This is a genomic window from Methylovirgula sp., assembly GCF_037200945.1.
Lineage (GTDB): Bacteria > Pseudomonadota > Alphaproteobacteria > Rhizobiales > Beijerinckiaceae > Methylovirgula.
Map to the genome: position 1 here is coordinate 1,491,763 of NZ_JBBCGP010000001.1, position 13,308 is coordinate 1,505,070.

Below are 13,308 nucleotides of genomic sequence, written 5' to 3' on the forward strand. Positions count from 1 at the left end.
CGCGACCGCGAGCTTCGCGGCTAATCAGGCGCGCCCATCGCTGGCGGAGGGCGATGAGAGTAGTCGTTCGTAAAGATCTGATGCAGACGCGCGACGTGTGTTTCGTCCAGGCCCTGATCTAGCCCGCGCGCGTAAACCTCGATATTCAGCCGCGCGAGCTCGGATGGCGGAAGATCGGCGGCCGTGAAACGTCCGGTTTCAATGAGCAATCTTTGCTGAATGCGCTCCGCTTCCAATTCGACGGCCTGCAGCGATTTCTTGAATTGGCCGACGTTGGCGACGTTCGCGGTGAAAGATGTGTTTTTGAGGCTGCGCCTGACACGGCGTATCGGGACGACGAGGCTTTCGCGCCACGCGTTCGACGGTTCGCTCGGATCGGCGGAAAATGGGCTTGCGAACTGCGCGCCGCGGGTCGCCGCAAAGAAAGCAAGCATGAGGACATTAACGTCGGCACCGCAATCGTCTTGCAACGCGAGGCAAGACGCGCAGACAGCATCGTTACCGTAGAAGCGTAGAGAAAAAGTCCAAAGCTCGTCTGCATCTAAAGGGAGCATAGAAGTCGTTCCTATCTCGAAGCGCCCGGGCGAGCATGTCAGACAACCCAAAACGTATGATAACTGACCGAGGTCTCAACTGTGTTTTATACACCCGAATCCCGTGACAAAACGTTGCTGCCGCATGATCCGTTTAAAGCGCTGATAGCCCCGAGGCCGATCGGCTGGGTTTCAACCAAAGGGCGTAGCGGCGCGGTTAATCTCGCGCCTTATTCATTCTTCAACGCGATCTGCGAAAGCCCTCCGATGATCATGTTTTCCTCGCATGGCCGTAAGGATTCACTGACCTTTGCTGAAGAGACACGTGAATTCGTCTGGAACATGGCGACATACGACTTGCGCGAAGCGATGAACCGGACGGCGGCGGTGCTGCCGCGCGGCGAAAACGAGTTCACCTGTGCCGGATTGGAAATGGCCAAGTCGCACTTCGTTGCGCCGCCGCGCGTGGCAGCTAGCCCCGCTGCCCTCGAATGCAAAGTCACCGACATTCAGCAGATTCTGGATATCGAGGGGGCGCCGACGGAGGATTACCTCGTCTTTGGCCAGGTCGTTGGCGTTTATATTGGCGACGCTTTCGTGCGCGATGGACGCATTGACGCCGCGGCGATGCTGCCTCTCGCCCGTTGCGGTTACATGGACTACGTCGTGGCAAGCACGCTATTCGAAATGCCGCGACCGCCGCGAGTCTGAGTCTGTCTCGACCCGAATCGGATGCCGACAAGCCGTCGCTGTTGTAGTCGCTGGCGCTTTTGCGCGTGTTTTTACATGCATGGTGCTGCGGGAATTTTGTGCAGCGCATTTGTTTTTTGCCTTCCGAATACGCGGACGTATTGTTTATTGCCGCGTGGGTAATCAACGGCAAAACCCTACACAAAAAACCCTATTGACTCGTCGCGAGAGCTACCGCAGCTTTTAATCAATCAGCATACTGATGATCTGTCCGATTATTTGGACAAATGAAATTTAGAAGCTGAGGGAATGGGGTCGGGCTGCACAGTCCGATGAATTTTGGGGGACGAGGATGTTGATTCGGAAGATGGGTACGGTCGCATTGGCGGCCGGAATGGGATGCTTCTCCGCCTTCGGGGCGTTGGCGCAGCATCAGGACCAGGGTACGACGGCGTCCCCGCTCACAATTCCCGGGCATCCTCCGCCGCCGTCGACACTAACTGATCAGGAGCAAGGTTACTTCTTCAACTTGACGCCGTATGGGGCGCAAATCGGCCAGGACCTTGCGGATAGGGGAATCTACATTACCGGACGAACGTTGGAGGAAGGAATCGGCGCGGCGTCCGGCGGTTTCCATCGGGGCACGTTCTACGAGGGTTATACATCACTGGGCACCGACCTTGACATGGGCCGGATCGCCGGCATTCAGGGCGGCTCGGTCCATATCCTTTTCGACGATCTGAGCGGCGCGCAGTTTCAAACTTATTCGGGGAGCACGCTGGTCTACAATCGCGTGCTCGGCATGAAACCGGCCTTTCGGCTTAACGAATTCTCCTACGAACAAAACTTCGGTAAGCTGGACGTCCGCGTCGGTCGTGTACCGATCGGCCCGGAGTTTGATTATTCAGAAGCGAACTGCCAATTCATCTATGCAATGTGCGCGCTGCCGGTGGGATACGGCAACGTACGTGGCGCGCCGACCTATGCGACTGCATCGTGGGCTGCCGTTGCGCAATATCGCTTTACGCGCAATTTCTATGTCAATGCCGGCGCTTATGAAGATGAGCCGTTGTTGAATTTGTCGGGTCACCTGAACATGCCCGGCGAAGATTGGGCTCCCGACAAATTCCGTGGCGTCACACTTCCTGTCCAGATTGGCTACCGGGAGAGTATGAAGCAGACGATGTATCCCTTCGCGGTCGATATCGGTGGCTTCTATGACACAGGTGATTATACCGATCTGCTTTTGAACTCGGCGGGGCAGATTCATGCGCTGTCTGGCGGCGCGCAGCAACTCGATCACGGAAAGAGTGGCATGTGGCTGCAGGGCCAGAAGGTGCTATTTCGCCCTGAAGGTGGCGAAAGCCAACGCAATCTGATGGCGTTTGGCGGTCTTAACTTCACGACCAGCGGTGTTGCCGCCATTCAGCGTACGGCTTACGCGGGTATGAGCTACACAGGTTTGCTGCCGAATCGCCCGAACGACACTTTGAACTTCATGGGCATGTATATCGGGCTGAGCGATTCCTTCGTCGACAACGTCGATGCCACGCTTCGCAAGAATGGAATCCTGGGATCACTTAATAGTTCAGAGGCATATGTCGAGCTGAACTACGGCGTTGCGCTGGCGCCAGGCGTCGTCCTGAAGCCTTCGTTCGATTACATCTTCAACCCTGACCAGCTCGGCGTCGCGCACCCGGTCGATAATCTTCATCATGCGATGTTTATCGGCCTGGCGCTCTCGGCCTTCTGGCCCGAGACTTTTGGTCTACCGCGGCTTGGCGGCTAGGAGCGGGAATATGGCTTTCCATAGCATCAAAGCCGCGTCCGATGAATCTGGGCAGGCTGTAGCCGGGTCCTGGTATCGCTCACTGAGTGCCGCGCAGCGCGCGGCATTCTGGTCGTCCTTCGCGGGCCACGCGGCGGATGCGATGGACACGCAAATGTTCAGCTTTGCGATTCCGGCTCTGTTGTCGCTCTGGAGTTTGACGAAGGGAGAGGCCGGGCAAATCGCCTCGATTTCTCTCATTATGTCGGCGGTGGGCGGCTGGGGAGCCGGCGTGCTCGCTGATCGGTTCGGGCGCGTGAAGATTTTGCAATGGACGATCGTCCTGTTTTCGCTTTGTAGCGTGGCGAGCGGGCTCGCCCAAAATTACGGCCAATTGCTAACAGCACGCGCTTTGCTTGGCCTTGGGTTCGGCGGTGAGACGGCGATTTCGGCCGTACTCGTTGCGGAGATCATGCCCACAATCGCGCGCGGGCGCATGGTCGGCCTCGTCCAAGGTGGTTGGGCTATTGGATGGGGCATTGCTGCGTTATTATCGACGCTATGCCAACTCTATCTCGATCCGCATTTGGCATGGCGGGTTATGTTCCTGGTGGGTGCCGCGCCGGCCGCGCTGATCTTCGTGCTCCGGCGATATGTGCCCGAGCCGCCTATGTTTATACGCGAGGAAGGTGCAACACGCCCCTCCGCGTTGACCATGGCGCTGAGCATCTTTGCCGCCGGGCGCGTCTGGCGGACAATTCTCGCGACCTTCATGTGCGCAGGCATCATGGGAGGTTTTTTTGCCGTGATGGTCTGGCTGCCGACCTATCTCAAGCTCGTCAAAAATCTATCGGTGGTGAATACGGGCGCCTACCTCGCCTTTGTGATCCTTGGCTCATTTTCCGGCTATGTCTTCGGATCGTTCACGACTGACAGCCTCGGCCGAAAAAAAACACTAGCGCTTTTTTCGCTCGGCGCTTTGGCGACGATCTACGTCTATACACAGACGAATTTCGCGCACGGCATCCTGATTTGGATCGGGTTCCCACTTGGTGTCTTTACTTCCGGTATTTACGCGAGCATCGGTTCGTTTCTGGCCGAGCTATTCCCGACATCTATCCGTGCAAACGCCCAAGGTTTCGCCTTCAATGTAGGCCGGGCTCTCGGCTCCGTCTTTCCGATGATGATCGGCTACGCGTCCGCGAAAATGCCTCTGGGCACGGCAATTTGTATATTTGCCACCATCTCCTACGTTTTGCTTTTTCTCGTGCTTCTGTTGTTACCTGAGACAAAGGGGCAGCAATTGGAGACTTGAGCGCGAGAGGCTCGACGGCGCAGCGCGGGTAGACGACGGAGGATCTGTAACCGTTGGATAGCGCATGGCTGCGGAATCCGCTGACATGAAGGAGGAAATCGTCTTTCAAGCGGATTTCGAACTACATCTTCCAAAATCGCGCATAGTCTTTTGCGACGACGTTCTCGTAATCGACGGGGCCATCGAGCAGCCCAACGTCGCTGCAGAACTTGTTCATGTCCTTCACGGCGTCTGCTGAAATTCCCGCGTCATAATATGGCAGGTCGCGAGTCACGATATTTTCGATAAGTGCGGCTTCGGCTGTGGGGAAGACGCGTCTACCGACTTCAGCCGCGAGATGGGGATCTTCTTTCAGTGCGCGTTGCGCTTTAACGATGGCGCGAACCGCGGCTGCGGTAATATCCGGGTGAGAGTGGATAAACTCATCGGTCGTCGAAAATGCGGAGATCGTGTAGTTCCGAGCGGAAGCTGGTCCGAGGCCGTGCCGAACGTCTATAAAGATTTTCCCTACACCAGATTGCACGGCGTTTTCTGCGCCCATGGCGTTTGCCCAAAAGCCATCAATCTTGCCATCTTCAAGAGCCTTTGCCGCGGTGACTCCGAACGAAACGCCCGGCTCCATCGTTCCAGGCACGCGATCGATCATGATGCCATCTCGCACCAGATCGACGCCGGATTCAGCAAGCATTTGCTTCAGTGCCAAGTCCACCATCGGCGCGGCGCCAATCCGCCTGCCTTTTACGGCGTTAAGATCTCCTGGCATCGCGCCAAGATCTGCCCGCATAACAAGAACCCAAAACAAGCCTTGCGAAAGAGCGCAAAGAAGTTTGACACCTCGCCAGCGAGGAAAGATCGAAAGCGCGACATGTGCAGGGGCAGCAACGAAATCTACGATTCCATCTCTCAAGGCTTCATATGTCCGAAAATTTGGGAAGAGGAGCTCGTGCGTCGCTGTGAGGCCTTCTTGCTTGAAAAATCCAAGCTCTATTGCCGCGATTGCGGGAAAATATGAATTTGATACGAGGTCAGGCACGGCGATTTTTACGCGATCCATTGATATATCCAACTGAAGCGATTCACGCTTGTCGAGTACGATTGAGGATGAGGCTGACGAACATTGCGGCGCCGAGCGGTATAACGTCATCGTTGAAGGCGTAGCGCGGATTGTGCAGATCTGGTCCCTCACCTTGGCCCAGGAAAAAGTAGGCGCCGCTCACGTGCATGAGCATGTCGGCGAAGTCCTCACTTGTCATCACGATCGCCGGACGACGTTCGACGTTGTGGTCACCAACGATTGAAACTGCAGCCCGAGTAACAGCCATCGCCGGTTCCTCGTGATTGACCAGCGGGCTGAAAACATCGCGAATACTAACGGATGCTTTTGCCCCATATCCGGATGCGATGCTCTCGGCCAGAACCTTTACGCGCCGCTCAATCTGCGAGCGGACGTCTGGTTTCAACGTGCGGATCGTCCCGGAAAGGCGTGCTCTGTCAGGAATGACATTATAGGTTGAGCCTGCCGAAAAGGCGGTGACGGAAAGCACCGCGGATTCGAGCGGATCGACATTGCGGGCTACGATTGTATGCAACCCCTGTGCTACGGCGAGCGCAGCGAGGCCCGCATCAATCGCGCGATGAGGAAACGCCGCGTGCGCGCCATCGCCCGCAATATCGATATCGAAGAAATCGGCGCTGGCGGAAACCGGTCCCGGTCCTACAGCAATGGTTCCGAATTTCCGATCAGGCGCATTGTGAAGAGCATAGATCTCGTCACAGAAGAATCTCTCGAAAAGACCATCGGCGATCATGGCGCGAGCGCCGCCGCGTCCCTCTTCAGCGGGCTGGAAGATCAGTACAGCCCGGCCCGCAAATTCATCGCGATGCGCCTGGAGGCAGCGCGCGGCGGCGAGCAGCATTGTCATATGCCCATCATGGCCGCAGCCGTGGAAGCAGCCGTCGATGGTCGAGCGCCACGGCAGATTGCTTTCCTCCTCGATCGGCAACGCATCCATATCGGCGCGAAGGCCGATCGATCGTCCTGGCCCCTTGCGTCCCTCGATGATGCCGACCACACCGGTACCACCAACGCCACGCGTGACTGAAATACCTATTTTCTCAAGTTCTTCCGTCAAGCGCGCCGATGTACGACGTTCCTCGAAACCGAGTTCGGGATAGGCATGGAATTCGCGCCGCAGGGCGGATAGATATTGGTGATCCCGGCCGATTTCGTCGAGCAACAGCATGATGGGCTCCGATTGTGCCGTGTAACGCGTTCGGCCTGAAGTCAGGCCGGTTTGAAATGTTCGTGCCAGTGATTAGCGATATCGATGCCGCGGCAGAACCATACGCGATTGTTTTTCTTCATGTACTCAAGTAGGCGGACGAGGCCCTGAACGCGGCCAGGGCGGCCAATCAAGCGATCATGCAAGCCAATTGACAAAAGCTTGGGCGAACCATCCTTGCCTTCTTGATAAAGCGTGTCGAAGGCATCGCGCATGTAGTGGAAGAAGTCGTCGGCCGTGGCGAAACCGCTGTTTTCGTTGAAGCGATTGTCGTTCGTCTCGTAGGAATAAGGAATGACAAGGTACGGGCCATGCGGGCCCTCGAGCCAATAAGGCAATTCGTCCGAAAGCGAATCACGGTCGTAATGAAATCCGCCTTCTTCCATGACGAGTTTTCGGGTGTTCGGACCCGGGCGACCTGTCATCCAGCCGAGTGGACGCGCACCCGTAAGGTCGCGGAGCAGCCGTACGGCAGTTTTGACGTGTTCGCGTTCGACGGCTTCTTCGACATCGCCGTAATCGATCCATCGATAACCGTGGCTGACGATTTCGTGTCCGCGATCGATGAAGGCGCGTGCCAGGACCGGATTCTGCTCAAGCGCGCGGGCGACCGCCAGAACACTGATTTTCACGTCAAACTTGGCAAACACGTCGAGGACGCGCCATGCGCCCCGGCGGCTTCCATACTCGAAAACCGATTCCACCAGCGGCACTCGGCGTCCGGTCTTTGCGCCGAATCCGATATCATTCAACATGCCTTCCGAGACGAGATCCCCGTTCGCAAGAGTTGCTTCGCCGCCGCCTTCGACATTGAGGTTGAAGTTGACGGCGATCACGGCTTGGCCCGGCCATTGCGGATCGGGTAGACGCTCGCCGTATCCGATGAGATCACGGACAATCATCGCATCGGGGCCGTAGGCGGGCACGTCATGTCTCCTTTCGGTACCGCTTCAGGCGGCCTTGCTGAGTTCGTCGCCATAAGGGTCATAGCCATAGAACCATCGCGTATCGCCCGGCAGCTTCAACCAGGAGTTCTCGGCAGAGATGCGCTGGACCTCAGCTACCCGCGGGATACGCAGCGCATGATAAAACTGGAACGCCTGTTGCGGTGTCGCGCCAGTCTCGATCGCGCGGGCGAGAATGGCCGCATCTTCGATCGCCATCGAGCCGCCGGCCGCCATGAAGGGGGGAACGGCGTGGCAGGCGTCGCCGGCCAGCACAATTGGTCCATCACTCCAGGTGTCATTGCGAGCGCGATCGCAAATGGGAAGCAGTTGCACCGCCTCGGCTGCCAGCATGAGTCCTTTCAGATCCGGGTGAGCCGTCGGAAAGCTCTCCAGAAAGTCGTTATGGGTGCCCTCACGCGGCGGCGTATCTTCCTGCCATTCGTTGCTCGGAATAGCGCCCATGACGTAGCACTCGTCGCGGCGATCGCTCATGTAATAGGCGATCAGGTGCCGATCATCGGCCCACCATTTGGTGCAGTCGCGCATCGGCATTCCGGCGAGTTTCTCGGCCGGAAAAACAGCACGAACCGCGACTTTACCGATATAGCGCGGCGCCTGTTTGCCTTGGATCACCTCGCGGATGATTGACCGAATGCCATCGGCACCGATGACGATGTCGGCTTCCGCGTGGCTTCCGTTCACGAATTTCAACGTCACTGCGCTTGGCGAATGGGCGAGGTCGGCGAGCTGGTGATCGAAGCGGATCGTGCCGGGCTTCAGTTTCGACACGAGGATCTGATGGAGATCGGCGCGATGGATGTTCACGAAGGGGCCGCCGAAACGCTCTTCGGCTTCCCGGTCGAACAAAAGCTCGTTAAGCGTCTCGCCGGTTTGAGCATCACGACTGACATATGCATCGGGCTTGATGCCGGCGCGCACCATCGCCTCTTCAGCGCCGAGGCAGCGCATAACTTTGGCTGTGTTCGGCCCGAGTGTGATGCCGGAGCCGATGCGCCAAAAGCTCTCTGCCTGTTCGAAGACTAAGACCTGGTAGCCTCGCCGCTGCAAAAGCCCTGCGACTGTCAGGCCTGCCAGACCGGCGCCCACGACGGCAATTCTCGCCGATTTATCCATGGCGGAAGTTTCCCAATGTCATTCATTCGCTATCGAATGATAATAGGCGTAAGGGTTGCTCATGGCGGCTGTCAAGTACCGACGAGCGTGCGTCGGCGTCTTCTGGTAGGCATTACATTATCGACAAAACCCCTTTATGATCAGTATTTAATCGCATTGATTATCGATTTCGCACGCGTGCTCAAAATTGGGTGGGGTCAGCCGATTGACCGAAGTAGAGGCCGTCCATAAGCTCAAATCATTCTGTATAGAATGAAAATCATGCTCGTCTTAGCGGCAGAGTCGCTTTTCCGGAGTGAAGAAATGAAAATGCGCTTGGGTTGCTTCCTCGCCTTACTGGCCTTTCTTTGTCCGCTTGCATCGATGGCGAAGGCGGCCGAGGTGAATTTCATCACCGATTTCGGCTTTAATGGTCGTCATTCCTATTTCTACGTCGCCCTGGACAAAGGCTATTATAAGCAGGAGGGGCTGGACGTTCATATCTTCCGTGGTCAGGGATCGGTCGATGCGATCAAGAACGTTGCTTCGGGCGCCGCGATGATCGGCTTTGCCGATGCCGGATCCCTCGTTCTGGCACGAGGAAACGACAAGGTTCCGGTGAAGATGATCGCGGTCGTTTACACGGTCCCGGCGCAGGCGATATTCGTCCTCGCCGATAGTGGCATCAAGTCGCCGAAGGATTTGGAAGGTAAGACACTTGCCGACACAGCATCCAGTTCACTGCGTCTGCTTTTCCCGGCCTATGCAGAGGCTACCGGAATTGACGCGAGCAAAGTCCACTGGGTTACGGCAGACAGTTCCGCGCTTAGCTCTATTCTTGCTCTGAAGCGAGCAGACGGCATCGGCCAGTTTATCGTTGGCCAAGCGCTGATTGAAAAGGCAACAGCCCCTGAAGGTGTCAGGGCGCTCGCTCTCAAGGATGTCGGCCTGAACTTCTATGGCAACGGCATCATTGCCGGCGAGGACACGATTTCCAAAAACCCGGGAATGCTCAAGGCATTTGTGAGAGCGACAATCAAAGGCATGAAGGACGCATTCGCCGATCCGGCTGAGGCCGCGCGCATCATGAACAAGTATCAGAAACAGATCGACCCAGCGGTCATTGAACAAGAGACCAAAATGGTAAAGGATCTCGCGACCGTCAAAGGTATGCCGCTCGGCAAGATTGACCCCGTCCGTGCAAAGGAAACCGTCGACATCATCAGCAAGTACTTCAAGATGAGGCATCCCGTCGCTCCGAAGGACGTATTCGTTGCCGGATTCGTTGAATGACCGACGCGATCGAGGGCCGTCTCATTCGGGGCTCGCGTAATGCAGATGCGGGAACGGAATACGTTCCGGTCATACAGCTTAACGGCGTGATCAAGAACTACCGGGACAAATCGGGTCGCGACGTGCATGCCCTCGGCCCCGTTGATCTGACGATTCGGCCTGGTGAATTCGTTTCCGTCATAGGACCTTCTGGATGCGGCAAGTCCACTCTGCTGCGTGTCATTGCAGGGCTTGAAGAGGCAAGCGGCGAACTCAAGCGTTATGGTCTGCCGTTGACCGCGCCATCGTATGAAGTCGGCATCATTTTCCAGGAACATGTGCTGTTTCCATGGGCCACAGTTTTGCAGAACGTCATGCTGCCCGCGGAGATATTAAATCTGCCGAAAGACCATGCAGAGAAAAGAGCCTGGCAGCTTCTCGATATGACGGGCCTCAGGGATTTCGCGCATCATCGCCCGGAGATGCTGTCCGGAGGGATGAAGCAGCGTGCCGCCTTCTGCCGTGCCGTGCTGTCTGAGCCCCGCTTCCTGCTGCTTGACGAACCGTTCGGTGCGCTCGACGCGCTTACGCGTGAAGAACTCTCGCTCGAATTGTCCCGGCTCTGGGAGAGACTTGGCCGAACCGCGTTCATGATCACCCATGATATCGAAGAAGCGATTCTGCTCAGCGACCGTGTTCTGGTCATGTCGCCCAGACCCGGCCGCTTCATCGCCGACATCGCGGTCGATCTGCAGCGTCCCCGTTCCGTTGGCACCTCCGCGCTGCCGCGCTTTCAGGAAATAAAGCAGCAGATCCGCGAACTTATCTTCGACCGTCAGAAAGATTGACGTATGAAACCCCGTTCACTCGCCGGCAATCTACTGACACCGGGCATCTATCTGCTCTGCCTGATCGCCTGGGAAGTGATCTGTCATGTCCTCGCTATACCGTCATGGCTTCTGCCTGCACCCTCGGAGATCGCCACCGCGGCGGTGCAGTGGGCGCCGGAACTTGCGGTCAATTCGCTTGTGACACTCCGTGAGACTGTGTTCGGGTTCCTTCTGGCCTTGGCGCTGTCGTTGTCGCTTGCCGGGCTAATTGTTTTCAATCCGCTTGTGCGAAAGATCATCTATCCGCTTCTGCTTGGCCTGCAGTCGATTCCAAAGGTCGCCCTTGCGCCGCTCGTTACGCTATGGCTCGGCTTCTCCGAATGGCCGAAGATCATCATTGTCGTGCTCGTTTGTTTCTTTCCGATCCTCATCAACGTTGTAGCGGGTCTCGAAAATGTGCCCAAAGCCATGCTCGATTTGATGCGTTCAATGGGCGCCCCTCCGCATCTGGTGCTACGCCGACTGCGGCTTCCTGCTGCGATGCCCGCTCTGTTCACCGGGTGCAAAGTCGCGATAACGTTCGCCGTGATTGGGGCCGTCATTGCCGAATTCGTCTCGGCGCAAAGCGGTCTTGGCTATCTTATCGTGACGTCTACATCGCAGTCGCAAACGCCCGTCGCCTTTGCGGCCATTATAGCCTTAACCTTGCTTAGTGTGTCACTCTTCTATGTGGTCGAATTTCTGGAGAAGCGCGTCGTGACCTGGTCCGTCTGACAGATAGGCGCCGGTCTCCAGGCACAAGCCATGAGATGATCTAAGATGATAGAAACTCGCCGCGACAGGAAAGGTCGCCGGATTGTGACGGATAGCGCGGCTCGTGAGCGTGTTGACGAGATTTTTCTACAATGGCAGACGGAGCGACCGGACATAGATCCCATTCCCGTCCGTATCTACGGCCTGATCGGCCGTATCCATATCCAGTCTACCGCCTTCATCGACGAAGTTCTTGCCCCTTATAATCTGGTGCGCGGAACGTTTGACGTGTTGACGGCACTCCGCCGCGCGGGTGCTCCTTACTGCCTGACCCCTAAGGAACTAACTAAACACCTGCTCCTCAGCGGCGCCGGCCTCAACAGTCGTATCAACAAGCTCGAAACGCTTCACTATATTGCCAGGCTTCCCGAGCCGAACGATCGCCGTACGGTGCGGATTCAACTTACCGCTGCCGGCGAAGCGGTCATCAATCAGGCAATTCCAATAGTCTTCGAAGCGCAATGGGATCGTATGAAGCTATTAGGTCCGGCGTCTCAGAAACAGCTTGTTGAAGAGCTCATCCGCTTTGCGGATGCCATCGATAGCTCAAACTCCGACGTGTCAATTCAGCAATTCGCACATGGCGACGATGGACAAGAGTCGGCGTAACCTCTGGCGATTCAATCACGAAACAAAGACGAGATAGAGGATATTGTTTGACGTGCCGTGCGAGCGGACGGTGCCTAAACTTCCTGTTTTGCGCTTCTTCCGCTTCCCGCGGCGCTTCCCTGATTGATATTTAAAACGAGGAAGATCGCGGCCCTTGTCAATGGCGCGACGACTGGCTGAACTGTCGGGTTGGGCAAAGCGGTGCATTCCCTTCGGCTGCGCGCGGTACGCAATTCTAGCCCGCAGGATTTCAAAGTCGCAAATGCAATTGCCTGCAGAGTCTTCCGAGACGCGGGAGTCGAGCGCCTGTCGAATGCCGGCTTGTCACCCGCTACCGCCTAAGCGAACCGCTGTCGCCACTGGCGCCTTTGCGCCCCTGTCAGCCGTCTCATGCTACTTGTTTTTTCCGAGGCGGTCATTCTGGTTGAGCTACTGGCATGATTGAAAGCGGGCTATTCTGATGCCCGCGCATTATTTCCTGCGAAGTGCTGCGGCAATCGCGCCGCAACCTCCGCGGGCGCTTCGTGCGTTGGAAAATGGCCGACCCCGGGCAGAACTATTCGCTCGAACGGGCCGGTGAACTTTTCAGCAATCTGCTCGCTCGTCTTGGGTGGATTGACCCCGTCCAATTCGCCCTGAAAATAAACCGTCGATAGCGCGATCGTTTTGGTTGCCTTGATCTTATCGTCAAGCCATTTGCTGATTGGATCTGGTTCGGATTCGTCCCAGCGAGAACGGTAGCTGTGCAGAGTCACATCGACCCAGTCTGGATTCTCGGACGATTCCGCCACCCGATCGAAGTCGGTTTCGTCGAACCAACCCGGCGGTGACCAAGTCTCCCACATAATATGGGCGAACCCCTTGGCGTCGTCGCGCACAGCCTGTGCGCCACGTCTGGTTGCCTGGAACCAATGATACCATTGCAGCCGCGCGTGCCAGAAGGGTTTGCATCGCCAGAAGACCGTCCGATTGCGGCTTTTAAACTGGGAAAAATAAACCTGCCTGCTTCGGCCATTACTGCCGGCCGCTTTGTATCCATACACCAGCCATCCCTTGGCCATTGCGTGACGCTCCGAAGCGGTCGCCCTGCTGGCAGTTCTTCGTTTATGAAGCGAGCAGGACGCTGTCGTGCGCGC

General features: G+C 56.8%; 13 protein-coding genes. 7 read left to right on the top strand and 6 right to left on the bottom strand.

The genetic code is table 11. The features are described 5' to 3' along the window. Positions 1–20 precede the first annotated feature (20 nt). Positions 21–554, bottom strand: coding sequence for a TIGR02444 family protein (locus tag WDN02_RS07300; RefSeq protein ID WP_337292857.1), 534 nt, complete (start codon positions 552–554; stop codon positions 21–23). 81 nt (positions 555–635) lie between these two features. Here WDN02_RS07300 and WDN02_RS07305 point away from each other — a divergent pair, with 81 nt between their 5' ends. The 3 genes from WDN02_RS07305 (at position 636) to WDN02_RS07315 (ending at position 4,306) form a co-directional block, all read left to right on the top strand. Further along, the gene (locus WDN02_RS07305; RefSeq protein WP_337292858.1) at positions 636–1,244 is read left to right on the top strand and encodes a flavin reductase family protein; all 609 of its coding nucleotides are present in this window, start codon (positions 636–638) and stop codon (positions 1,242–1,244) included. Positions 1,245–1,575: 331 nt separating this feature from the next. Continuing rightward, positions 1,576–3,012 (top strand): carbohydrate porin, encoded by a 1,437-nt coding sequence (locus WDN02_RS07310; protein WP_337292859.1) that lies wholly within the window; start codon positions 1,576–1,578, stop codon positions 3,010–3,012. A 10-nt stretch (positions 3,013–3,022) separates the two neighbouring features. Then, a complete protein-coding gene (locus WDN02_RS07315) occupies positions 3,023–4,306 on the top strand; it encodes an MFS transporter (RefSeq protein ID WP_337292860.1) in 1,284 nt (427 codons plus the stop codon). A gap of 121 nt (positions 4,307–4,427) precedes the next feature. On the opposite strand, the gene WDN02_RS07320 is transcribed toward WDN02_RS07315, so the two are convergent. Genes WDN02_RS07320 through WDN02_RS07335 form a run of 4 tightly spaced genes read right to left on the bottom strand, consistent with a single transcriptional unit; the run spans position 4,428 to position 8,669 of the window. After that, a complete protein-coding gene (locus WDN02_RS07320) occupies positions 4,428–5,492 on the bottom strand; it encodes an ABC transporter substrate-binding protein (protein WP_337292861.1) in 1,065 nt (354 codons plus the stop codon). After that, a complete protein-coding gene (locus WDN02_RS07325; RefSeq protein WP_337292862.1) occupies positions 5,383–6,549 on the bottom strand; it encodes an amidohydrolase in 1,167 nt (388 codons plus the stop codon). Before WDN02_RS07325 ends, WDN02_RS07320 begins: the two co-directional genes overlap by 110 nt. A gap of 41 nt (positions 6,550–6,590) precedes the next feature. Beyond that, positions 6,591–7,514 (bottom strand): polysaccharide deacetylase family protein, encoded by a 924-nt coding sequence (locus tag WDN02_RS07330; RefSeq protein WP_337292863.1) that lies wholly within the window; start codon positions 7,512–7,514, stop codon positions 6,591–6,593. Positions 7,515–7,538: 24 nt separating this feature from the next. After that, a complete protein-coding gene (locus WDN02_RS07335) occupies positions 7,539–8,669 on the bottom strand; it encodes an FAD-dependent monooxygenase (RefSeq protein WP_337292864.1) in 1,131 nt (376 codons plus the stop codon). Between the two features lie 303 nt (positions 8,670–8,972). On the opposite strand from WDN02_RS07335, the gene WDN02_RS07340 reads away from it, so the two are divergent. Genes WDN02_RS07340 through WDN02_RS07355 form a run of 4 tightly spaced genes read left to right on the top strand, consistent with a single transcriptional unit; the run spans position 8,973 to position 12,172 of the window. Further along, on the top strand, positions 8,973–9,941 hold the full coding sequence (locus WDN02_RS07340; RefSeq protein ID WP_337292865.1) for an ABC transporter substrate-binding protein: 969 nt from the start codon (positions 8,973–8,975) through the stop codon (positions 9,939–9,941). Next, positions 9,938–10,768 carry an ABC transporter ATP-binding protein gene (locus WDN02_RS07345; RefSeq protein ID WP_337292866.1) on the top strand — a complete coding sequence of 277 codons (831 nt, stop codon included), beginning with the start codon at positions 9,938–9,940 and terminating at the stop codon, positions 10,766–10,768. The genes WDN02_RS07340 and WDN02_RS07345 overlap by 4 nt, the downstream gene beginning before the upstream one ends. A gap of 3 nt (positions 10,769–10,771) precedes the next feature. Further along, positions 10,772–11,524: an ABC transporter permease gene (locus WDN02_RS07350; RefSeq protein WP_337292867.1), complete on the top strand. Its 753-nt coding sequence runs from the start codon at positions 10,772–10,774 to the stop codon at positions 11,522–11,524. A 45-nt stretch (positions 11,525–11,569) separates the two neighbouring features. Continuing rightward, on the top strand, positions 11,570–12,172 hold the full coding sequence (locus tag WDN02_RS07355; protein ID WP_337292868.1) for a MarR family transcriptional regulator: 603 nt from the start codon (positions 11,570–11,572) through the stop codon (positions 12,170–12,172). A gap of 452 nt (positions 12,173–12,624) precedes the next feature. Here the strand turns inward: WDN02_RS07355 and WDN02_RS07360 are convergent, their stop codons facing one another. Continuing rightward, a complete protein-coding gene (locus WDN02_RS07360; RefSeq protein WP_337292869.1) occupies positions 12,625–13,233 on the bottom strand; it encodes an alpha/beta hydrolase in 609 nt (202 codons plus the stop codon). Positions 13,234–13,308: the final 75 nt, after the last annotated feature.

Bases quoted from the DNA above. Each gene is read 5' to 3' on its own strand.
- WDN02_RS07310 (WP_337292859.1), top strand. From the start codon at position 1,576: ATGTTGATTCGGAAGATGGGTACGGTCGCATTGGCGGCCGGAATGGGA.
- WDN02_RS07315 (WP_337292860.1), top strand. From the start codon at position 3,023: ATGGCTTTCCATAGCATCAAAGCCGCGTCCGATGAATCTGGGCAGGCT.
- WDN02_RS07340 (WP_337292865.1), top strand. From the start codon at position 8,973: ATGAAAATGCGCTTGGGTTGCTTCCTCGCCTTACTGGCCTTTCTTTGT.
- WDN02_RS07335 (WP_337292864.1), bottom strand. From the start codon at position 8,669: ATGGATAAATCGGCGAGAATTGCCGTCGTGGGCGCCGGTCTGGCAGGC.
- WDN02_RS07350 (WP_337292867.1), top strand. From the start codon at position 10,772: ATGAAACCCCGTTCACTCGCCGGCAATCTACTGACACCGGGCATCTAT.
- WDN02_RS07355 (WP_337292868.1), top strand. From the start codon at position 11,570: ATGATAGAAACTCGCCGCGACAGGAAAGGTCGCCGGATTGTGACGGAT.
- WDN02_RS07300 (WP_337292857.1), bottom strand. From the start codon at position 554: ATGCTCCCTTTAGATGCAGACGAGCTTTGGACTTTTTCTCTACGCTTC.
- WDN02_RS07360 (WP_337292869.1), bottom strand. From the start codon at position 13,233: ATGGCCAAGGGATGGCTGGTGTATGGATACAAAGCGGCCGGCAGTAAT.
- WDN02_RS07325 (WP_337292862.1), bottom strand. From the start codon at position 6,549: ATGCTGTTGCTCGACGAAATCGGCCGGGATCACCAATATCTATCCGCC.
- WDN02_RS07345 (WP_337292866.1), top strand. From the start codon at position 9,938: ATGACCGACGCGATCGAGGGCCGTCTCATTCGGGGCTCGCGTAATGCA.